This is a genomic window from Microcoleus sp. PH2017_28_MFU_U_A, assembly GCF_020738035.1.
In the GTDB taxonomy this organism is placed as follows: domain Bacteria; phylum Cyanobacteriota; class Cyanobacteriia; order Cyanobacteriales; family Microcoleaceae; genus Microcoleus.
Genome location: NZ_JAEQCX010000111.1, coordinates 22695 through 42192, shown reverse-complemented (window position 1 = coordinate 42192; position 19498 = coordinate 22695). Strand labels below are relative to the sequence as shown.

General features: G+C 46.8%; 23 protein-coding genes. 9 read left to right on the top strand and 14 right to left on the bottom strand.

Annotated features, from left to right (window positions below; all coding sequences use genetic code 11):
* Nucleotides 1–25 precede the first annotated feature (25 nt).
* The 6 genes from JGK14_RS25880 to deoC form a co-directional block, all read right to left on the bottom strand.
* On the bottom strand, nt 26–940 hold the full coding sequence (locus JGK14_RS25880) for an NAD(P)H-dependent glycerol-3-phosphate dehydrogenase (RefSeq protein WP_325315646.1): 915 nt from the start codon (nt 938–940) through the stop codon (nt 26–28).
* Nucleotides 941–1054: 114 nt separating this feature from the next.
* Nucleotides 1055–1495 carry an NUDIX hydrolase gene (locus JGK14_RS25875; RefSeq protein ID WP_293185179.1) on the bottom strand — a complete coding sequence of 147 codons (441 nt, stop codon included), beginning with the start codon at nt 1493–1495 and terminating at the stop codon, nt 1055–1057.
* Nucleotides 1496–1632: 137 nt separating this feature from the next.
* Nucleotides 1633–2859 carry a glycosyltransferase family 4 protein gene (locus JGK14_RS25870; RefSeq protein WP_293185178.1) on the bottom strand — a complete coding sequence of 409 codons (1227 nt, stop codon included), beginning with the start codon at nt 2857–2859 and terminating at the stop codon, nt 1633–1635.
* A 26-nt stretch (nt 2860–2885) separates the two neighbouring features.
* The gene (locus tag JGK14_RS25865) at nt 2886–4457 is read right to left on the bottom strand and encodes an MFS transporter (protein WP_293207747.1); all 1572 of its coding nucleotides are present in this window, start codon (nt 4455–4457) and stop codon (nt 2886–2888) included.
* Between the two features lie 201 nt (nt 4458–4658).
* Nucleotides 4659–5534 carry a DNA repair protein RecO gene (gene recO / locus JGK14_RS25860; RefSeq protein WP_293185175.1) on the bottom strand — a complete coding sequence of 292 codons (876 nt, stop codon included), beginning with the start codon at nt 5532–5534 and terminating at the stop codon, nt 4659–4661.
* Nucleotides 5535–5766: 232 nt separating this feature from the next.
* Nucleotides 5767–6447: a deoxyribose-phosphate aldolase gene (gene deoC / locus JGK14_RS25855; RefSeq protein ID WP_293185173.1), complete on the bottom strand. Its 681-nt coding sequence runs from the start codon at nt 6445–6447 to the stop codon at nt 5767–5769.
* Between the two features lie 301 nt (nt 6448–6748).
* On the opposite strand from deoC, the gene JGK14_RS25850 reads away from it, so the two are divergent.
* The 3 genes from JGK14_RS25850 (at nt 6749) to JGK14_RS25840 (ending at nt 8560) form a co-directional block, all read left to right on the top strand.
* On the top strand, nt 6749–7111 hold the full coding sequence (locus tag JGK14_RS25850; protein WP_293143633.1) for a hypothetical protein: 363 nt from the start codon (nt 6749–6751) through the stop codon (nt 7109–7111).
* Nucleotides 7112–7229: 118 nt separating this feature from the next.
* Nucleotides 7230–7358 carry a hypothetical protein gene (locus tag JGK14_RS25845; RefSeq protein ID WP_293185171.1) on the top strand — a complete coding sequence of 43 codons (129 nt, stop codon included), beginning with the start codon at nt 7230–7232 and terminating at the stop codon, nt 7356–7358.
* 179 nt (nt 7359–7537) lie between these two features.
* Complete coding sequence (locus JGK14_RS25840) at nt 7538–8560, top strand: tetratricopeptide repeat protein (RefSeq protein WP_293185170.1); 1023 nt, start codon at nt 7538–7540, stop codon at nt 8558–8560.
* A 596-nt stretch (nt 8561–9156) separates the two neighbouring features.
* Here JGK14_RS25840 and JGK14_RS25835 read toward each other — a convergent pair.
* A complete protein-coding gene (locus JGK14_RS25835; RefSeq protein ID WP_293185169.1) occupies nt 9157–9951 on the bottom strand; it encodes a hypothetical protein in 795 nt (264 codons plus the stop codon).
* Nucleotides 9952–10237: 286 nt separating this feature from the next.
* Here JGK14_RS25835 and JGK14_RS25830 point away from each other — a divergent pair, with 286 nt between their 5' ends.
* Complete coding sequence (locus JGK14_RS25830) at nt 10238–10381, top strand: hypothetical protein (protein WP_293185168.1); 144 nt, start codon at nt 10238–10240, stop codon at nt 10379–10381.
* Between the two features lie 79 nt (nt 10382–10460).
* On the opposite strand, the gene JGK14_RS25825 is transcribed toward JGK14_RS25830, so the two are convergent.
* The 6 genes from JGK14_RS25825 to JGK14_RS25800 all read right to left on the bottom strand — a co-directional run bounded on the left by JGK14_RS25825 (nt 10461) and on the right by JGK14_RS25800 (nt 14142).
* Nucleotides 10461–11183 carry a pyridoxine 5'-phosphate synthase gene (locus JGK14_RS25825; protein WP_293219271.1) on the bottom strand — a complete coding sequence of 241 codons (723 nt, stop codon included), beginning with the start codon at nt 11181–11183 and terminating at the stop codon, nt 10461–10463.
* Nucleotides 11184–11676: 493 nt separating this feature from the next.
* Nucleotides 11677–11943 (bottom strand): hypothetical protein, encoded by a 267-nt coding sequence (locus JGK14_RS25820; RefSeq protein WP_325315645.1) that lies wholly within the window; start codon nt 11941–11943, stop codon nt 11677–11679.
* 182 nt (nt 11944–12125) lie between these two features.
* A complete protein-coding gene (locus JGK14_RS25815) occupies nt 12126–12293 on the bottom strand; it encodes a hypothetical protein (RefSeq protein WP_325315644.1) in 168 nt (55 codons plus the stop codon).
* Between the two features lie 43 nt (nt 12294–12336).
* Complete coding sequence (locus JGK14_RS25810; protein ID WP_293226081.1) at nt 12337–12735, bottom strand: nucleotidyltransferase domain-containing protein; 399 nt, start codon at nt 12733–12735, stop codon at nt 12337–12339.
* Nucleotides 12732–12935, bottom strand: coding sequence for a hypothetical protein (locus JGK14_RS25805; protein ID WP_293271370.1), 204 nt, complete (start codon nt 12933–12935; stop codon nt 12732–12734). Before JGK14_RS25805 ends, JGK14_RS25810 begins: the two co-directional genes overlap by 4 nt.
* Before the next feature lie 46 nt (nt 12936–12981).
* Nucleotides 12982–14142 carry an RNA-guided endonuclease InsQ/TnpB family protein gene (locus JGK14_RS25800; protein ID WP_293185163.1) on the bottom strand — a complete coding sequence of 387 codons (1161 nt, stop codon included), beginning with the start codon at nt 14140–14142 and terminating at the stop codon, nt 12982–12984.
* Between the two features lie 52 nt (nt 14143–14194).
* Here JGK14_RS25800 and tnpA point away from each other — a divergent pair, with 52 nt between their 5' ends.
* The 3 genes from tnpA (at nt 14195) to JGK14_RS25785 (ending at nt 17134) form a co-directional block, all read left to right on the top strand.
* Nucleotides 14195–14596, top strand: coding sequence for an IS200/IS605 family transposase (gene tnpA, locus JGK14_RS25795; protein ID WP_293185162.1), 402 nt, complete (start codon nt 14195–14197; stop codon nt 14594–14596).
* Between the two features lie 134 nt (nt 14597–14730).
* A complete protein-coding gene (locus tag JGK14_RS25790; protein WP_293185160.1) occupies nt 14731–15591 on the top strand; it encodes a Tab2/Atab2 family RNA-binding protein in 861 nt (286 codons plus the stop codon).
* Nucleotides 15592–15838: 247 nt separating this feature from the next.
* Entirely contained in the window at nt 15839–17134 is a 1296-nt protein-coding gene (locus JGK14_RS25785; protein ID WP_293185156.1) for a TldD/PmbA family protein, read from the top strand.
* A 382-nt stretch (nt 17135–17516) separates the two neighbouring features.
* Here JGK14_RS25785 and JGK14_RS25780 read toward each other — a convergent pair whose 3' ends face one another.
* Entirely contained in the window at nt 17517–17660 is a 144-nt protein-coding gene (locus JGK14_RS25780; protein ID WP_293193387.1) for a hypothetical protein, read from the bottom strand.
* A gap of 13 nt (nt 17661–17673) precedes the next feature.
* On the opposite strand from JGK14_RS25780, the gene JGK14_RS25775 reads away from it, so the two are divergent.
* Nucleotides 17674–18630, top strand: coding sequence for a GDSL-type esterase/lipase family protein (locus tag JGK14_RS25775; RefSeq protein WP_293198337.1), 957 nt, complete (start codon nt 17674–17676; stop codon nt 18628–18630).
* 143 nt (nt 18631–18773) lie between these two features.
* A complete protein-coding gene (locus JGK14_RS25770) occupies nt 18774–19484 on the top strand; it encodes a haloacid dehalogenase type II (protein ID WP_293198334.1) in 711 nt (236 codons plus the stop codon).
* Nucleotides 19485–19498 lie beyond the last annotated feature (14 nt).

The following is a 19498-nucleotide window of genomic DNA, read 5'->3' as shown; positions in this document are numbered from 1 at the left end:
TCGCTAATCGCCACCTGTACGGTTCTTAAATCTCCGGTTTCAAAGCACGTTCCATCAGCGATAAAACAGCTTGTTCTGGAGTAATTTCCCCATTCAGCAAACGGTAAACTTGACGAGAAACAGGAACTTCAATCTCGCGCCGATCCGCCAAATCAATTAACACATTAGTAGTATTAACTCCTTCAGCAGTGCTCTGCAATTCGTGCAATACTTGCTCCAAAGACTTGCCTTTCGCCAATCCGAAACCAACCCGATAATTGCGCGACAAAGCACTATTGCAAGTAGCGAGTAAATCCCCCAAGCCAGACAAACCATAAAAAGTTTCGGCGCGTGCTCCCAAACGAACCCCTACCCGAATCATTTCCGGCAAGGCGCGAGTTAACAAAGCAGATTTAGCATTAGTTCCTAATTGTAAACCATCGCAAACACCAGCGGCGATCGCAAAAACATTCTTCAAAGTGCCCCCCAACTCAGTCCCCAGGGGATCTTGATTGACATAAACCCGAAAAATATCCGAACTATAAATAGTTTGCACTTGCTTCGCCGCCGCTAAATCCAAACTCGCCGCTACCGTGGCAGCGGGTAATCCTCGCTGAATTTCTTCGGAAAGATTGGGGCCGGAAAGTACGACAATTGGATTATTAGGAAAGGCATTTTGCCAAATTTGAGATGGAGTGCGCGTCGTGGCGGGATCTAAACCTTTGGTGACAGTAACTATAATTGTACGGGGATTTGGATTTAAGGCAAGCAGGCGATCGACTGTTTCGCCAACTCCTTTCATCGAAACTGCCGAAACCACAACATCGGCGCCAGTTATAACCGATTCTAGACTAAAAGAACTGCGGCGCGACCACAAATTTACCCGATCGCCCTTTTTACCTCCCAGATTTGCCAGGGCCGAACCCCATGCACCTCCACCTAATATTGTCAATATTTTCATTGGTAATGGGTAATGGGTAATTGGTAATTGGTAATTGGTAATTGGGAATTGGGAATTGGGAATTGGTTATTTGGTTATTGTCACCAAAACATAACAACTGTCAACTGTCAACTGTCAACTGTCAACTGTCAAACGCGGCCGCAATCCGTAATGACGGTAACGCCAATAATCGCGTAAAATGCGATCGTGATCGAAACACAATTGCTCGGGAATCTGCCAAGACTCAAAAACTTGTAAATTTTTAGCATCATCCGCAGCTTGAGGTTCGCCAGTTGCCGCAGCCAAGAATACAATACTGATTGTATGTTGCCGCGCGTCGCGATTTGGATCGGAATAAACGTAAAATTGCTCGATTAATTCTACATTCAAACTTGTTTCTTCTAAAGCTTCGCGTTTTGCCGCCGTTTCTACCGATTCCCCATAATCGACAAAGCCGCCGGGAATCGCCCAACCGTAGGGAATATGCAAGCGTTCTATAAGTACGATCGGTCGCTGCGGGCGATCGACCAATTCGATGATAATATCAACTGTAGGAGCAGGATTTTTGTAAGTCATTCTGTTGGGAATTGGGCGAAGCGAAGCGGAGGGATTGAGAATTGGGCATTGAACTGGTTCCTAGGCAGAGCCTGGGAACCGATACCCAGAGGCTCTGCCTGGGGACGAGCATTCTTCCTTTTCTTGTTCCTGCTAAATCATGCTAAACCGCGAACTGGCACGCGCTGCCTCTGCAAAACTTCTGCATAAAGCTTTTCCAACTCAGTAATATTTTGACTGAGAGTGTAGCGCTCGATCGCCCGTTGGCGCGCTTTTTGGCCCAGCAGCATTCCAAACTCAGGATGATCGCAAAACAACGGCAGCAAAGTTAGTAACTGACTCCGCACCCGCTGAGTGTTCAAAACTATCCCCGCGCCTTCCTCCAACGCCTCGCCGTCAGCACCGGCATCCGTTGCCAAGCAAGCTAAACCGCAGGCCATCGCTTCCAGCAGCGACAGGGACAATCCCTCCACCAAAGAAGGCAGAATAAATACATCTGCACCGCGCAGAATTTCGATCCGGCGTTCCTCCTCGGCGACAAATCCGAGCCATACAATGCCGTCCTCTTCGCCGTAGGACAGTTGCAGCGAGGCGGCGAGGGGCCCGTCGCCTACGATCGCCAATACGTTGCCAGGGCCAAAATTACATTGTTTCCAGGCCTTCAGCAAAGCCTCAACATTTTTCTCGGGGGCAATGCGGCCTTGATATACAAATATGCGATCGGCTTTTAATTCCGACTTCAACCCCGAAGGCCCGGGCGAATACTTCTGGGCGTCTACGCCGTTGGGAATCACAGCTACCCGTTCTTCCGGCACTCCCAACTTCACCAAAATATCTCGCTGAATGTAAGAAAAGACGATCGTCGAGTCGTAGTTAGCCAAAAACGGAGCGTACAGTTGATACATCAGGTGTTGGGTTCCCGATGTCAAATTCCGCAATTTGCGATCGAACGGCGGGTGAAAAGTCGCCACCAAAGGCAAATTCAATTCCTGACAAATTTCCGGCAGCAAAAAGTCTAGGGGCGAAAGCGTCAGGGAAGCGTGAACAACATCCGGTTTCAGCCGCCGCAAAGACTTCATCAACACTGTGCGGGATTTGAGAGTTGGAATCGTATAAATTTGCGATTTGTAGTGACAGGGTAAAGAAACTTCGTTGCAACTCGCGGGCGAAAGCGAATTGGTATATGAAGTTGGAGTAATTCCACTTCCCCATTTTCCATTTGCTACGCTCCACGCGGCATTATTCCTGTCAATTTGGCCCGCTTCTTGGGCAAAGTGCAGGAAACTGACCTGGTATTCCCGGTCTAATAAGGCGTTAGTGACTTCCCTGGAGTAAGTTACATTACCGCAAAAAGGTGATTTTTTTCCTAGCCAAGCGATGTGCATTCGAGTAAATCAGAGTTTGTTATGTTTTAAATTCGATCGACTTTGCTATTAGTGCTACGGGAAATATACCAGGTTAAGACGCCACCTGCGATCGCCAATCCCGCTAAAGCCAAAAATACCGTCGGCAAACCCAGAAATGTTTCTGCTACTCCCGCTAAAGCTAATGGTAAACTCAAAGCGATATTAGTCGCATTGTTTTGCAGCCCGAAAACTTTTCCCCGCATTTCTTCTGGGGTTTCTGCTTGAATTGTCGTCTGCATCGGCACTCCCACCAACGAAGCAAACAAACCCAACAGGGTAATGAACAGCACCGAGATCCACAAATGGTGTGTAAATGCAGAAATACCCATCAGAGCAATTGCCATACCAACAGATCCGATTAAACTAAGTTGGGAATGAGAAAATTTGTGGCCGAGATAGCCGACAGTCGTCGCCCCAGCAGCCATCCCGACGCCCACCGCAGCCAGCAAAAAGCCAAATTGTGACGCTTTCATACCGGGCAGGATTTCTGCCAGCCGCACCGCTAGAACTGCTAAGGCTGCAAAAATGGAAAATAGAATAATTAGTTGAATTAAAGCATTGCGGACTTTCGGTTGATCGTTGATGTAACGCAGCCCGTCTTTTAAATCTGCTAGGGGATGCGGCGGTTCGTGTTCGACTTCGTTTTTTTCGCCTGTTTTCATCGACAGCAACAGCACTCCGGCGAAGGCGTAACTTCCGCCGACTACTAATTCTTTGCCGATGCCGAGTCCGCCACCGAGATTGGTAAATAGAGTGTCGGCTAAGGCTAGTAAGGGTTCTCCGACTGCAAAGCCGATAATCACCGAACCCATCATGGTTGTGGTGTAGAGCGAGTTTGCCGATAGCAGGTGGCGGCGTTCAACAATTAAGGGAATTACTGACTGTTCTGCTGGGGCGAAAAATTGAGTTAGGGTGGAAACTAGGAATGTCACTAGCAGCAGCAAGCAGAATCCGAGCGGTAGTTGACCGAGTTCCCACCCGTCGGAGAGCCACAACAGCAAAGGCAATGTCAAGACGAAGCCTCCCCGCAGCAGGTTTGTGGCTACGAGCACTGCTTTTTTTGACCAACGATCGACATATACGCCCGCAGCAGCCCCAAATAACACCGCAGGTATGGTAAAGGCGATCATGATTGCCGATACCCACCTGCTGATGGTTTGATCTGGCGCTTGAAATCTGCTGGCTACCAGGGCGATCGTCAGTACGAGATAAACTTTATCTGCTAGTTGCGAGAAAACTTGCCCGCTCCACAGCGCTAGAAAATTTCGGTTTTTGAGCACCGGCAGAAATCCGGTTTGTTGCTCGGGAGTTTCGCCTGCTGCTTCCGCGAGCTCTGCTGCGGTTGCTGCTGTTGACAGCGCGGGGATGGCTTCTGGTTGCTGGCTGTTGCCGTTGTTCCAGTCTGTTTCTGGATTTGTGGGATATTTGTCCATTTCTGGGTCTTGGGCGTTACTCCATTGTCGATCGGCAAAGACGGGCGATGAGTTAAAATCTGGAAAATTTTCTCGTTCTTCCATCTTGTGGTGGGTCACAGCTAAAATAGATCTTCTCAAATCAGTATCGGACAGTCGCATCATAGGATTTGGGGTGGATCGCCTGGGATGGTTGAGCTTGGGGGGATGGGAATTTCAAATTGAGGCGTTAACCTCTAAATTTAATAACTCGTAACTTTTCTTATTATCTAGTTTTGCAAGAATTTTGAGCATTTACCTGAAATTGCTTACAGGTTCGGATATCCCGCAAGCTGGGTGAGATTTTTACTCCACGAGATTCAAAATTTAAAACTCAAAACTCTCCAAGTACGTGTCGATCGAGCTTCCCGATCGAATCGTGCAACCTAAATGATACTGGGCATATTGCCGCAAAATATTTTCTACTGATATCCAAGTCCCCCGATCGGCAATCCCCTCTCCTAGTTCTGCACTCCCCAACTGTTGCAGTGCAGCTAATTCTTTAGCATTAATATGGAAATTTGTCAAGTGTTTGCTGTCGCTCGTTTGCCGGGAACGGGAGCTGGATCTGTACAGGCTGCCAGTTTGTGAGGAAAGTTCTGCCTCTAGGTTAGCTAGCTCTGGCAAGCTGAAGGTTCCCCCAGAGGGTATACTAAACCCGGTTTGCCAGTTCGGATCTGTGAAATTTGGGATGAGTGGCACTCTGGTGGCACAGCAGACTTGGACTTGGGGCGCGAGGCCTGCTAGGGCTAGCAAGTGAAAAATACCCTGGGCTAGATGGGCGACTAGCAGGGCGGCGGATTCAATTTCTGTGCGATCGGACAAACGCTCCAAACGGCTCAAGTGTTCGCCCAGCAAAAAGAACAGTGATTCTTGCGGCTCGTCGGATAGGGCGCTGGCGATCGCCAATTCGGCCAGATATTGCGCGGCTGATAGTTTTCCGAGATTGCGGCTCAAACCCGGATAGGATTCGACGGTGGACGCTTGGGTAATCTTGTCGAGCGATCGACCTTTGGCAATCAGCAATTCGTTGACTACAAATAATTCGCTTCTACCGCCAATGCTCGATCGTTGTTTGCGAACACCCGGTGCTACGGCTTTAATTAAGCCGAATTCCCGCGTCAAAACTGTCAGCAGGCGATCGGATTCGCCGATCGGCGCACTCTTAAGATTGATTCCAATTGCTTTGTAAGTTCGAGTCACTAGATTATAGATTTTAGATTTACAACGGCACTCTTATACGAATTAATTTTGAGGTATGTTGTTGCGCTTTAGCGCTCTTTTCTTAGATATATGAAAGAGCGCTCAAGCGCAACTACGTACCTTTCCATCACTAATGACTAGGAATTAATTTTGAGGTATGTTGTTGCGCTTTAGCGCTCTTTTCTTAGATATATGAAAGAGCGCTCAAGCGCAACTACGTACCTTTCCATCACTAATGAGTCTGATTTAAATTATCCCGCTGGCGGATTAATTCCGGGCCGCGAGAAGTCCCCAAACGAGTCGCACCAGCCACGATCAAATCTATAGCTTGTTCGTGAGTGCGAATTCCTCCGGCCGCTTTAATACCAACTCTTCCCTTAGTAAATTCCTTCAACAACCGTACATCTTCAACTGTCGCCCCACCAAAAAAGCCCGTGTTAGTTTTGATATAAACGGCGCCCGCCTCCATGCAAAGCTCAGCCGCTAATTGTTTTTCCTCATCAGAAAGCATCGAGCATTCGATAATCGCCTTGATAGTTAGTCCGGTTTCTTCGCAAATTTCGGCCAATTCCCGGTGAAATTCGTCGCTTTTTCCGGCTTTCAACAATCCTAAATTGACCGAGACATCTAACTCAACGGCTCCGCTGTCTGCCGCTTCTAGAGCTTCGTAGAGTTTGACTGCTGATGTGGTTGCTCCCGTGGGAAAACCTATGACTGTCGAAACTTTTGACTTTGTGCCGTGCAGAAGACTTACCGCTTGTCGCACGTAGGCGGGATACACGCAAACTGTGGCAAACCCAAATCTTTCTGCTTGTTGGCAGCAGTGTTCTACTTGCTCGGGAGTGGCGCCCGGATCGATGAGGGCGTGGTCGATATAGGGGGCAATATCGATATCTGGCCCTTGTGCAGCCATTGCTATTTTTTCTCCGAAGCAACTACATCTTTATTATGTATCGAATTTACCAATTCTTAACTTGCCTCAGGCTCTGAGTTGCTGCTCAGACCAACTGTTGTGGGAAGTTTTTCATCCATTTATGATAAAAAAAATAAATTTTAGTATCTGCCTTTAGATACATTTTTAATCTTTCTTTAGGTATACTTTGTTAAAAGGAGTTGCGGTAGAGCCTGCGTCAGCTACCCTAGAGCAGAGCCTGGTAGCAGTCACTGTTTTTACTCCGATTAGTGCTTTAAAAACATAACAGCCAGTGCCAAGCATGAATCATTTAGAACTCGAACAAGAAATTGGAAAGATGGCTAGAGCGATGATGACTCGCAATAGCTTAATTGGTAAAGATTTGATTGCAGATCTCAGAGGGCGGCTGTCAACAGACAGCGTAGCTGCTTTGATGATTGTCAGTATTGAGCGCTTGATTTGGTCTGACTGTGAGTCGGTGATCTGGAGTTTGAGTTATTTGATTCCTGCTGATGTGATGGAAGAAATTCGCCGCATTACGGCGCTGGTTGTTTGCAAGCGCTTGATGGGCAAGGGTTTTGTGCTGGGGAAGGATTTTAGTATTGATGCTTCAGGCAGGTTGTTGTTGAGCGAGACTGCTCAAACAGTGGTTGTGGTTGCTTGAATTGGGTAAGCAGAAGTTGGATCTATTGGCACTACGAGATTTGCACTTTTAGTCAGTTGACAGTTGACAGTTGACAGTTTGAGAGCGACCTCTACCCTTAAGTCCGAGGATTGGAGTAATGAATAGTCTGATTTTAATTTCTCCCGATCGGGGTTACGGCTTTCAACCAATTCTTTCTGGTAATAGTTGCGTGACTCGCGCCAGCCTGAGATTTGCAGCAGCTCCAACCAGTGATGAGTGTGGTTAGCTAAAAGAGCATTTGATGAGAGGAAAATAGTCGGTTTCAACTGTCAATTGTTGAGGTTGTTAATGGCTGTTTGTACGGGCGATCGCCCTGTATCAAAATTTTCTGATTTGTAGTCAAATTACAGTTTAACTCCGGGCATTTTTCGTGTAGAATCATCCCTAAGATAGATGCGAAGTATTATGAACTTAATTCAAAACTTGGAAGCGGCTTGGTATTATCATCTGGGTTCGCGCCACCTCGAAGCTAACGATCATGATAGTGCTCTGGCGAATTTTGACAGAGCTGTGAACTTGCAATCGGATCATTATAAGGCTTGGTTCGGGCGAGGTATGGCTTTGGGCAACTTAGAACGACACTTAGAGGCGCTTTCAAGTTTTGATGAGGCCTTGGCGGTGCAGCCGGATGCGAGCTTTGGCTGGCACAACCGGGCTATTGCTTTAGGAAAGTTGGGCCGCTTTTTGGAGGCTCTTAACAGTTTTGACAGGGCTCTGGAGTTCAACCCATATGCGGCGAGTATTTGGCACAACCGGGGACTTTTGCTAATTGATATGGGGCTTTACCAGAAGGCGGTTCTGAGTTTCGATCGCTCTTTGAGTTTGCAGCCAGAGGCGCCTTGGGCGTGGTACAACCGAGGGAATGCTCTGTTAGAGCTAAAACTTTACTATCAGGCGCTCAACAGTTTCGATCGCGCGATCGAGTTTAACCCAGATGATGCCAAGGCTTGGTACAATCGCGGTCTAGCTGCCAACTCCATGGGACTTTACAAGCAAGCAGTGGCTAGTTTTAGTCGATCGATCGCTCTGAAACCGGACAGAGCCGAAGCTGTAGGCGAGCGACGAATTGCTTTGCAAAAATTAGTCGGCTTAAATCAGAAAAATGCCAAGTTCACTCCCACATCAGAGTGTATCTTTGAGGATTATTTGATTTGGTACAATCGGGGTGTGGAATTGGCGCGGCAAGGTAGCTATTCAGAGGCGATCGCTTGCTATGAAACTACCTTAGAAATCAATCCTAATTTTGCTAACGCTTTTTACAATCAAGCTTGCTGTTATGCGCTGCTGGGCTTTGCTGATTTGGCCCTTGACAATTTGCAGCGGGCTGTGGAGTTTATGCCTAATTTATACCGAGAGCTAGCTGTAGCTGACTCCGATTTAAGCTGTATTTGGAAACAAGAACGTTTTGCAGCACTGATCGAAGGTTGAGAGGTCAGTTGACAGTTGACAGTTGTCAGTTGACAGTTGACAGTTACGTTAAATCGAAATTATAGCGCAGTGCGAGCGTCTCGCTCGCGAGCTGTACACTACTCGCGAGCGGGGACGCTCGCACTGTAAAAAAAATGCTTTTTCCAAAACTGAGATGCTCCCCTAATATTGTTTCCGGTTGCATCGGTATTGTTTAATCCGCCAACAATCAACAATCAACAGTTAACAGTTAACAGTTAACTGTCAACATCATTTCGGTGTAACCAGAATTGATATAACTAACCAGAAAGAATTGGTTGAAAGCCCGCCCGCCGGAGCGGGAGAAATTAAAATCAGACTATTCATTACTCCAATACTCGGACTTAAGGGTAGAGGTTATTCTCAAACTGTCACAGGTCAACTAAGAGGGCAGGCACGCACCATCCACTGCCCCTACCAAAGATCAACTGTCAACTGTCAACTGTCAACTGTCAACTGTTGAAGTTCTGGGCGGTTGATTTTACGCAAAAAAAAAGCTCGCGTTTCGGGCGAGCTTTTGTGGTTGGGCGAGGGAAATTTAGATCGCCATCAAGAATGTTTTTGCTATCTATCTCGATCTATCGCACCGCAACTCTGATCGAGGATTTAACTGGCCTGTTGGCAACTATCAGCACCTTGTAGGTGCCAGACTCGGGGAGTTGAGCAAAAGTTTGACCTTCGCCTTGATCTAGGAGTTGTCCCGATGGAGATTCGATCGCCACATCGAGATTTTTGTTGCTAGCATTCACGGTGATTGTCTGTCCCTGTTTTCCGGGAACTGTCAGGGGCTGGATTTGGTAGCCGGACATTTTGAGCCTAACTGTGGCTTCTGTTTCCCCGTATGCTATGGGAAGTGCGCGATCGGGCCTATAAGTCCACTTGGCGTTAAAGTCGCGTTCGAGTACGAAGGCGCTAGTCTCACCTTTCGGAGTAACTCGCACGCGATAAATGCCGGACTCTGGCAACTGACCTATCCACTGATTGTCACTTTTGTCAACAACTCCCAGATTTTGACCGTTGGGGCTGTACAGTTGGGCTGTCAGTTTTCCCGCCCACAGCGAGAGTGTGAGTTCTCGCCCTTTGACGCCTTCAAAAATATAGGTGGTTGGTTGGCTGATGGTGGCTCGAATTTCCGAGGTTGACATTCGCTCGATCGGCTCTAGCTTCGCAACCGGGGCTGGGGTAACTGATGTTGGCTCGATCGGTTCTTGCTTAGCAACTAGGACAGAAGTAACGGGTGTATTAACAGTTTGTGTAATTTCCGCAGCGGCCATCCGCTCGCTCGGTTCAAATTTGGGGGCTACAGGGCTGGCAAATACGGATTTTGCCGTCATCATGAGTAGCATTCCAGTCAGTAAAATTAGTTTTTTCATGTCGCACTTGGCAGGGGTAAGGAGTTGTATATGGTTACTTGTGTTTGCCTGTTTGCACCGGATTAAGTAGGCGCGATCGCGATCGGCTACAGCAGTATAGAGGATACCTGAATTTCCCGTACTTGCACCAAACCTACTGGTAGCAAATTTACAATGCGGGAGCTAAGTGGTAGCCTCAGTTTGCCGTGACATTTTAATCATACTCCTGACAGCATAGTATCGGTGAAAATATTAGTAATTTGGTCAAGGAAAATTAAAGCTTTTATCGGGGAGTTGGCCCCAAAAAATGCCAACGCCCAAAAAACCCGGTATCTTCGCTCCGGGATTTAGCTTGCTACTAGAAAACCGCTATCACCCGCAGGGGGTGACGGTTTCTACTGTTAGCTGTTGCGGGCGATCGCACAAACTCTATTTTGTAGAGAGCGCTTAGAGGCGAGTAGCGTTTCTCCAGGCGGGTTTAGTTGCGATTTTTGTGCAAAACCGGGCTTTTACAGCGAGGTTTATTTGTACTAGAAACCCGACAGAATCTTTAGGTAAGCTTCTACTGTGTTCGACAAGCCCATTTCTAACGCTTCCGCAATTAAAGCGTGACCGATCGAGACTTCTAGTATATCAGGAATCGAGCAAAACTTAGCTAAATTTTGCAAATTTAAATCGTGTCCAGCATTCACTCCCAAACCTACAGATTGAGCCGCTTTAGCTGCTAAAACATACTGTTGAAAAACAGATTCTACATTCCCTTCACGAAAAGCAGTTGCATAGGGTTCCGTGTACAGCTCTACTCGGTCTGCTCCAACTTCTTTGGCTAGGGGCATGAGAGCAGCATCTGCGTCCATAAACAAGCTGACTCTGATGCCGTTGTCTTTTAATTTTTCAATAATTGGTAAGAGGCGATCGCGATTTTCGGGAATATCCCAACCGCTATCCGAGGTGAGCACGTCTGGAGCGTCTGGCACTAAGGTACACTGAGCCGGTTTGACATCGCAAACTATATCCATAAATGGCGGCTGAAACGGATTTCCTTCGATGTTGAACTCGACGGTTAGCATTTTGGCTAATTCGTAAACATCGGCAGCTTTGATGTGCCTTTCGTCGGGGCGGGGATGGACTGTGACGCCGTGCGCTCCAGCGGCGATTACTGTTTTTGCAGCTTCGGTAACGCTGGGAATGCCGATATTTCTAGAGTTTCTGAGGAGGGCGATTCTGTTGATGTTGACGCTGAGTTTTGTCATGGGATGTTAATCTTTAAGGTTGCTGCTACTATATTAATCGCTTTGGGAACGAAATCTTTAGCACTTTAGGTTATAGCGGTTCTCAAAAAGATGAGGTACGTTGTTGGGCTTCAGCCCTCTAGGTTTAATAGGATATTCTTGCACAAGATTGACAGTATATTGCTACAATCCTAAATTTTATGCCAATTGTTAAAACTTTCATATTACCTTGATAAACTGGTTTTACCGTTTTCGCGATCTGCGTGGCAAATTGCAGTGCCTTGTCGGTCATCTCTGGGTCGAAACGGCAGTCCTGTTTCCGTAATTTTGAGAATTGGTATTAGAGTATAATAGACCTCTTACAAAAATCGGAAAACACCCGGAAATTATCTGCGTTTATCTGTGTTGCATCTGTCTGACATCTGCGGTTGAAGGATCGAAGATATTGTAGGGTGCGTCAGCGAGGAGCCTAATTTTTAGGTGGGGAGCCAGAAGTGGCTGACGCACCCTACTACTAATTTTGAGAATTGGTATTAGAGTATAATTTAGCTTCTGCCTGCGGTAATATTTCTGCAAAAAAAGCCTCGGCTGTTTGCTGTTTTGCTGCTAAATCTTCCAGATTGGCAATGCAGAAAAGCGGTGTGACGCGATCGACTATTGCGGCCGGAAAATCTCGGGTGAAATATTTGAGTTTAAAGTCGTATCTGTGGGGACGGTAGATCGTGCCCAAGAGTTCCACCGGGTGCATCTCACTTTTGAAGAGGGCGAAGCATGACCGCATATAAGTTATTAGTTATAATCCCATATTTTCTGCGGTCATGCTTCGCCCCTACGGATATATTCGCCTTGCCTGAGATGCTCCCGTTCCACCAAGGGTAAAAGCGTGATGATTGTTGTGGGATGGGCGGGAGAGCCCGTCCTTTCTGCACGGGCTCTCCCGCCCATCCCACAAATTTGCTTAAGTTATTTAATTTCTATTCCTAAATGACCGCGATATATCTCTTTTTTGACCAGAGGTTGCAGCAAATCAAAACGAATTTTGATTTCGTTGAATCTGGCTTGCATTTGGGAAAGATGCTTGTTTGTATCCAAATGAGGCGGTACAATTAAATTGGCTTTGTGGCGAAGCATGACCGCATATAAATTATTAGTTATCATCCCATATTTTCTGCGGTCATGCTTCGCCCCTACGGATGTATTCGCCAAACCCAGATGCACCCTGTCCCTGTCTCTCGATTTCCAGAAATTCGTTGCGGCTGCTGCGCCGGAAAACGGCAAAATCAATTAGCAAGAACGGTGGGGTTTCTTTGAGTCGCCAAAAGCACTGGGATTGACCGTGCCAAGCAGGTTCTTGAACTCGATATTTGAGTTCGATTTCACCAATTTCGGCGATAGTTTTTTCGACAATCTCAAACGCTTGTTCGACGCAGTTATCTGCAACCACAACTGCAATATCGAGGTCTGACCATTCGTCTGTGTAGCCGTGGGCTGCTGAACCTCCCTGCCACAAAGCGAGAACAAAATCTAAAGGTTGTAGGGTTGAAACAATCTTGTCGAGAATGATTTGTCTCATGGGATCAAGCTATAGTTTGAGTTTTCCTTGGCTTCGACAAGTTTAACAAATATCGCGGGTTGAGATTGCTGGGGAACTGTTACGATCGCAATTGCTAATGTGTCCGGTTGGGTGGTGCTGCGGAAATTTAGACGGGAAGCGGCGAGGGAGAGCGGTATTTTTGGGGAAAGTGCGATCGCCCGCCAAGTAGCGAGAGGCATAATTAGTTAGTTGAAATACTCCCCGACCGTCGCGGACGGGGATTCTTCACGCTTCACCGACAGATACTACCGAAATAGTTTTACTCCGTCTCGACGTGCATTTAGAGTCGTGGCGATTCCCCATCCCGACTTTATTTATATTCTTGGCGGCATTCTCGTCGCGGTCGTGTGTAGCCCCGCAATTTACGCACTGCACTGACCGCACTTTTAAGTCTAGCTTGCCCCATTTGTATCCACATTCGGAACAAACTTGGCTGGTCGGTTCCCAACGACTAATTACTACAAACTCTCTGCCGTATTTGACCGACTTAGCCTCGCAAAATACTCTGAATTGTCGCCAACCCTGAAGGCTGATTGCCCTAGAAAGTTTGCGGTTTTTCATCATTGCCGACACATTCAAGTCTTCTAAGATGATGGCTTGGTTTTCGCTGACCACTTTAGTCGATAGCTTGTGCAGGAAGTCTTGGCGCGTGTCCGCAATTTTGTTGTGCGTTTTGGCTATTTTAATCCGAGTCTTTTCCCAGCCTCTGGAGCCTTTTTCTTGTCGGCTCAACTTGCGCTGCAACTTCCTCACTTTGCGGTCAATCTTTGTGTAGATTGGGCTTTCAGCTTTTGTGCCATCACTCATGAACGCGAAGGTTTTTATCCCCAGGTCAATCCCAATGCTTTGGTTTTTAGGATTGATATTGACTGGTTCGATCTCGACCACGAAACTGAGAAAATAACGGTTGGCACAGTCTTTAATTACTGTTACAGAACTAGGTTCAGACGGCAGTTCTCTTGACCAAATTGGATTTACACTCCCAATTTTTGCCAAGTAAACCGTTTCATTGTTAATTGAAAAACCGCCGCGAGTTAGTCTTGCCGATTGCTGATTGGTCTTTTTCTTAAACCTGGGACTGCCTAACTTTTTGCCTTTGGGCTTGCCATTGAGAGAGCTAAAAAAGTTTTTATAAGCAACACCTAAATCGGCGATGGACTGCTGCAATGGTATTGCTGAAACTTCTGACAGCCAGCACCTTTCTTCAGTCTTTTTCGCTTCAGTGATAAGCAATTTCTGCAAATCTCCGTTGCTTGACAATTTGGAGGAAGCCTTGCACAAAGCCAACGCATCGTTCCAAACTACCCGGACGCAGCCGAACAACCGACTTAAGCTTTGTCGTTGCTGGTTTGTTGGGTAGAATCGGTAGCGATATCTGGCTTTCACGTTGAGGTGCTATAGTTGGTCTGTTGCTCAATTATACATCGGTGCGCTCAAGATGAAAACTCTTCTTCGCAAAGAAAGGCACAGCATTACGGATCTGAAAATTCACTTGGTCTGTGTGACCAAATATCGTAGGTCGGTATTTACTGCCAACAGCCTTGCGGTGATTGAAGCGTCGTTTAGGGATGTGGCTAAGAAGATGAATTTTCAGATTCGAGAGTTTAATGGAGAAAGCGACCACATCCACGCTTTGATCGAGTATCCTCCCAAGCTATCGATTTCTGCTATGGTGAATGCACTCAAGGGCGTTTCTAGCAGGAAATATGGACAAGAGGGGTTTCCAAAGCCTTGCGGGAAAGAAGCTTTATGGAGTCCTAGCTATTTTGCTGCTTCTGTCGGAGGAGCGCCACTGGAAGTCCTCAAACGCTATATCCAGAATCAAGAAAAGCCGTCTTGAAAGACGGGGCTTTAAACCCATTTCTTTGGTAATCGCGATCGCCCGCAATTGAAAATCAGTCTTAAATTCTCACTCATCAGAAACCTGCCCGATGTCAGGTAACATGAGAAAGGATTAATTTTTAACAGCGCGGCATGGCTACTATTTGGGAACTCGACTTTTACAGCCGTCCAATCCTAGACGAGCGAGAGAAAAAAAAATGGGAAGTGTTGATTTGCGAAAGCCCGCTGAATGTAGGCGACAAGGCAGAATCTCTGTTTCGCTATTCGCAATTCTGCCCCAGTACAACCGTGAATTCCCTGTGGCTGGCTGGTGCAATTAAAGATGCGATCGCCTCTGCACCGAAACCACCCGAAAAAATCCGCTTTTTTCGCCGCCAAATGGCGAACATGATTACCAAAGCCTGCGAGGAATTGGATATTCCCTCAGCCTCCAGCCGCCGCACCCTCGCCCTCAGCCTGTGGCTGGAAGAACGGATGCAAGACGTTTATCCCGCCGAACCGGGTTATCAGCCGGTTGTGAACCCCACCGTTCAATTTGTACCCGAAACGCCCATAGCGCTGCCGGATGCCTTAATCGGCGAAAAATGGTCGTTTGTGAGTTTACCGATCGCAGCTTTTGACGAAATGTCCGAGTGGGATATTGGATTTGGCGAAGCTTTCGGACTCCCGATGACACGCCTCGCCCCGGAAACACAAATTCCAGGATTAATCATCTACTCATCGAGAGCAACGGCTTTAGCAGGTTGGATGTCGGGTTTGGAATTAGCTTTTCTCAGATATGATAGCGCCCCTATCCCTAGGCTGGTATTAGATACGGGAGCTAACGATCGCTGGATTATAGCTAATCTCAGAGACTCAGCAACTGAGAAAGAAGCGAAAGGATTTGAAGCGGCGAAAAAGCAAGCAAAACAAGTACATTTTTTAGCAATTCAGTCGAATCCACAATCGGAATCTTTTGCAGGATTTTGGCTGCTGCACGAACTAACTAATTAACTAACTAATTAGTCGATCCCTTGGCAATAACCGATCTGGCATCGGTCGCAAAAATTTGGTAATTGGTAATCGGTAATTGGTAATTGGTAATTGGCAATCGGTAATTGGTAATTGGCAATCGGTAATTGCTTCCAATGACAAATGACAACCGACAAATGACAACAGTCAACTACCAACTGCCAACTGCCAACTGTCAACTGTCAACTGCCAACTGTCAACTGTCAACTGTCAACTGTCAACTACAACAATGACCAATCACCAATCAGCAGAACAACTGCTAGAATTAGCCACCAAAGCAGGTGCCGAAGCTGCTGAGGTATTGGAATCGCAATCGCTCTCGCGGCCGGTCTTTTTTGAAGCAAACCGCCTCAAACAGCTAGAAACTGCCCAAGCAGAAGGCATTGCGCTGCGGCTGTGGCGGGACGGGCGGCCGGGTTTGGCGGTGGCCTACGGGCCCGTGGAACCGCAGATTTTGGTTGATCGCGCGATCGCACTTTCGCAACTCAACGAGCCGGAAACCATCGAACTCGGCACCGGTGACAAAGTTGTGTATCCCGATCGCGGAGTGTCAATCCCAGCCGAACAGCTAGTAAACTGGGGAAAAGAAGCGATCGCGATCGTCCGCGAAGCCTATCCCGAAAGCCTCTGCACCGCCGAACTCGACTGCGAAATCGAAAGCACCCGCTTGCTGAATACCAGAGGCTTGGATTCTAGCCACACCGACACCACCCTCAGCGGTTATTTGTCAGCAGAATTAGTCCGCGGCGAAGATTTCCTCAACATTTGGGATGGCGAAACCGAACGCGGCACCCTCGACTTAACCACCAGCGCCAAGCGCGTTTTGCAGCGTTTGGAATGGGCGAAAGAAAATGTAGCCCCCGCCACGGGCCGCGTGCCGGTACTGTTTACAGCCAAAGCAGCCGATTTGCTGTGGGGGACTGTCTGTGCGGCGTTGAATGGTAAACAGGTACTCGAAGGCGCTTCTCCTTGGAACGATCGATTGGGCCAACAAGTAACATCGCCCCTTGTCACTCTCTCGCAGCAGCCGGATATCGGGCCCTATAGCTGTCCTTTTGATGACGAAGGTACTCCCACTCGGGCGATCGTCTTTATCAACAGCGGAGTATTGCAGCTATTTTATACCGATCGCACCACCGGTCGAGCCTTGGGAAGCGGCACCACCGGCAACGGATTTCGCCCCGGTTTGGGCAGCTATCCAACGCCGAGTTTGTTTAATGTTTTGATTAAACCAGGAGAGCGATCGTTAATTGACTTAATCACTCAATTAGACGACGGCATTGTCATCGATCAAATGCTTGGCGGCAGTGCCGGAATTTCCGGCGATTTTTCAATTAACGTCGATCTCGGCTACAGAGTCAAAAAAGGTCAAATAATCGGCAGAATCAAAGACACCATGGTAGCCGGCAACGTCTACAGCGTCCTCAAACAATTGGTAGAATTAGGAGGAGACTCCGAGTGGAACGGTTCTTGCCACACACCATCTGTAATTGTAGAGGGATTGTCCGTCACCGGCAAAAACTAAATTCATGGGAATTGGGCAAACAGGGCATACGGCATTGGTAATCGATAATGGGTAATCGTTCATAGTTAATAGTTAGTGGTTAGTGGTTAAGCCCAAGTGCATTTAAATTGTGCAGTCAAGTTTGATAAAATGCTTGTGGGTGGGGTGCATCTGGTTTTAACAAATATGTTTGTAGGGGCGAAGCATGACCGCAGTCAATATGGGATTATAACTAATAATTTATATGCGGTCATGCTTCGCCCTCCCCAAAAGTGAGTGAGATGCACCCGTGTGGTGGCTCCCAGAAACCGCCCAAAAAATACAATTAAGATGCCCAACAGCTTAGTAGTTAATAGTTAGTGGTTAGTGGTTAGTGGTTAGTGGTTACTTGTGAGGAGTTTTTCTAATAAAAAATAACCAATTCCCAATTCTCAATTCCCTGTTTGGCCAATCCCTTCGCTCCGCCCAATTCCCAATTATCCATTCCCAATTCCCAATTCCCAATTCCCCATTCCCCATTCCCAATTCCCAATTCCCCATTCCCCATTCCCAGACATAATATGCGTATTTGTTTTATCGGCGACTCTTTTGTCAATGGTACAGGCGACCCCAAATATCTTGGTTGGACAGGACGTGTTTGTGCGGCAGCCAGCGGGCAAAGACAGGATATCACCTACTATAATTTAGGAGTGCGGGGAGAAACCAGTACGGATATAGAAACTCGGTGGTTCAGCGAAATTTCTTGTCGCTTACCTCACTACTGCGACGGCAGAATAGTATTTTCCTTTGGCGTCAACGACACTTATTTTGAAAACGGAAAAACTCGCGTCTTACTTGAAAAGTCAATTGAAAATCTCCGCTATATTCTCAACTCTGCGAAAGAAAGAGTGCCAGTCTTAATGATAGGGCCGCCGCCAGTTATTGATGTCGAGCGCACAATCAGAATAGCCAGTTTATCCGAGCAGTTTTCCCAAGTTTGTAGCGAGTTAAATGTGCCTTATTTAGATATTTGTACCCCGCTGGAAAAATCAGAGATTTGGATCGAAGAACTTACCAACAATGACGGTTCCCATCCTCGGGCTGCTGGTTACAAGGAAGTGGCTAAAATAATTCACAATTGGGAGGCTTGGAAAGATTGGTTTAAAAATATAAACATATCAGATAAAGAGACGGTAACTCTGTTTAGAGCAGTCGGAAAAAAAGAAATGGAATTAATTAAAGAAAGCGATTTTCTGGTATTTCCGCCGCGACTGTCTTTCCAGCCTATTTTTTATCCCGTACTTCACAAAGCATATGCCATACAAATTGCACGAGATTGGAATACCAAAGATGCAGCATCGGGATATTTTGGTTATGTAACCAGGTTTAGAGTTTTGGCTGAATTCTTGAATAAATATCCCGTCCAAACAGTCGGCAGTTCGATTCACCAAGAGTATTGGATTCCAGCAGAAGAGTTGGCAGACTTCAATCGCAATATTGTCGGCAAAATTGAAATTTTTGCTGAATATCAACCGTAAAATAGAATCAACAGGACTTACGGATTGCTGCTCAGAAACCGGGTTTTTTCCTAAGAAACTGGTCGATCGCCTTTAATTCCTGTAAAAAATCGGTTTCTATAGGTTGGACTGGCTCAATCTCGATAAAATAGGAGGAATGACAGATGTTAGATTTTAATCAATTTGAAGTTGTGAGTTTTGACTGCTACGGCACCCTCATAGATTGGGAAAGTGGGATATTACCAGTCTTGAAACAGTTGCTGTCCAACCGCGAAATCGATTTTAGCGATGAGGGAACTTTAGAAATGTTTGCTGAGTTTGAATCGGAACTGGAAAAAGACAAGGGTGAGTATATCAAATATCGGGAAATCCTGCAAGAAATAGTCAGAAAAATTGGTAAAAAATTTAGTTTTGAACCGACAGAAACAGAGTCGGCAACAGAAATTAATTGTTTGGTTGAATCGATAAAAAATTGGCAGCCTTTCCCGGATACAGTTGCAGCTTTGAGAGCGCTCAAGCAAAAATATAAATTGGCGGTAATTTCCAACATTGATGACGATTTGTTTGTTGGTACTGCCAAACATTTAAAAGTTGAATTCGATTGGGTAATTACGGCGGAACAAGTACGATCGTACAAACCGTCAACTCGCAACTTTGAAATGGCGATCGAGAAAATGGGCATACCACCGTCAAAACTCCTGCACGTCGCTCAAAGCCTGTATCACGACATTGTACCAGCCTCATATATGGGAATATCGACAGTTTGGGTAAATCGGAGATACGATCGAACAGGATTTGGTGCGACACTGCCGGCCAGCGCCCAGCCGGATTTAGAAGTGCCGGATTTGACAACGCTGGTGGAGGCGATCGCCTAAATAACCGCAGATGT

Coding starts and splice junctions, on each gene's coding strand:
- JGK14_RS25770 (WP_293198334.1), top strand. CDS start 18,774: ATGTTAGATTTTAATCAATTTGAAGTTGTGAGTTTTGACTGCTACGGC.
- JGK14_RS25875 (WP_293185179.1), bottom strand. CDS start 1,495: ATGACTTACAAAAATCCTGCTCCTACAGTTGATATTATCATCGAATTG.
- JGK14_RS25785 (WP_293185156.1), top strand. CDS start 15,839: ATGACCAATCACCAATCAGCAGAACAACTGCTAGAATTAGCCACCAAA.
- JGK14_RS25780 (WP_293193387.1), bottom strand. CDS start 17,660: ATGGGGAATGGGGAATTGGGAATTGGGAATGGGGAATGGGGAATTGGG.
- JGK14_RS25865 (WP_293207747.1), bottom strand. CDS start 4,457: ATGATGCGACTGTCCGATACTGATTTGAGAAGATCTATTTTAGCTGTG.
- JGK14_RS25840 (WP_293185170.1), top strand. CDS start 7,538: ATGAACTTAATTCAAAACTTGGAAGCGGCTTGGTATTATCATCTGGGT.
- JGK14_RS25830 (WP_293185168.1), top strand. CDS start 10,238: ATGCCAACGCCCAAAAAACCCGGTATCTTCGCTCCGGGATTTAGCTTG.
- JGK14_RS25815 (WP_325315644.1), bottom strand. CDS start 12,293: ATGCTTCGCCACAAAGCCAATTTAATTGTACCGCCTCATTTGGATACA.
- JGK14_RS25870 (WP_293185178.1), bottom strand. CDS start 2,859: ATGCACATCGCTTGGCTAGGAAAAAAATCACCTTTTTGCGGTAATGTA.
- JGK14_RS25775 (WP_293198337.1), top strand. CDS start 17,674: ATGCGTATTTGTTTTATCGGCGACTCTTTTGTCAATGGTACAGGCGAC.
- JGK14_RS25820 (WP_325315645.1), bottom strand. CDS start 11,943: ATGCGGTCATGCTTCGCCCTCTTCAAAAGTGAGATGCACCCGGTGGAA.
- JGK14_RS25810 (WP_293226081.1), bottom strand. CDS start 12,735: ATGAGACAAATCATTCTCGACAAGATTGTTTCAACCCTACAACCTTTA.
- JGK14_RS25790 (WP_293185160.1), top strand. CDS start 14,731: ATGGCTACTATTTGGGAACTCGACTTTTACAGCCGTCCAATCCTAGAC.
- tnpA (WP_293185162.1), top strand. CDS start 14,195: ATGAAAACTCTTCTTCGCAAAGAAAGGCACAGCATTACGGATCTGAAA.
- JGK14_RS25845 (WP_293185171.1), top strand. CDS start 7,230: ATGAATAGTCTGATTTTAATTTCTCCCGATCGGGGTTACGGCTTTCAA.
- deoC (WP_293185173.1), bottom strand. CDS start 6,447: ATGGCTGCACAAGGGCCAGATATCGATATTGCCCCCTATATCGACCAC.
- JGK14_RS25880 (WP_325315646.1), bottom strand. CDS start 940: ATGAAAATATTGACAATATTAGGTGGAGGTGCATGGGGTTCGGCCCTG.
- JGK14_RS25835 (WP_293185169.1), bottom strand. CDS start 9,951: ATGAAAAAACTAATTTTACTGACTGGAATGCTACTCATGATGACGGCA.
- JGK14_RS25805 (WP_293271370.1), bottom strand. CDS start 12,935: ATGCCTCTCGCTACTTGGCGGGCGATCGCACTTTCCCCAAAAATACCG.
- JGK14_RS25825 (WP_293219271.1), bottom strand. CDS start 11,183: ATGACAAAACTCAGCGTCAACATCAACAGAATCGCCCTCCTCAGAAAC.
- JGK14_RS25850 (WP_293143633.1), top strand. CDS start 6,749: ATGAATCATTTAGAACTCGAACAAGAAATTGGAAAGATGGCTAGAGCG.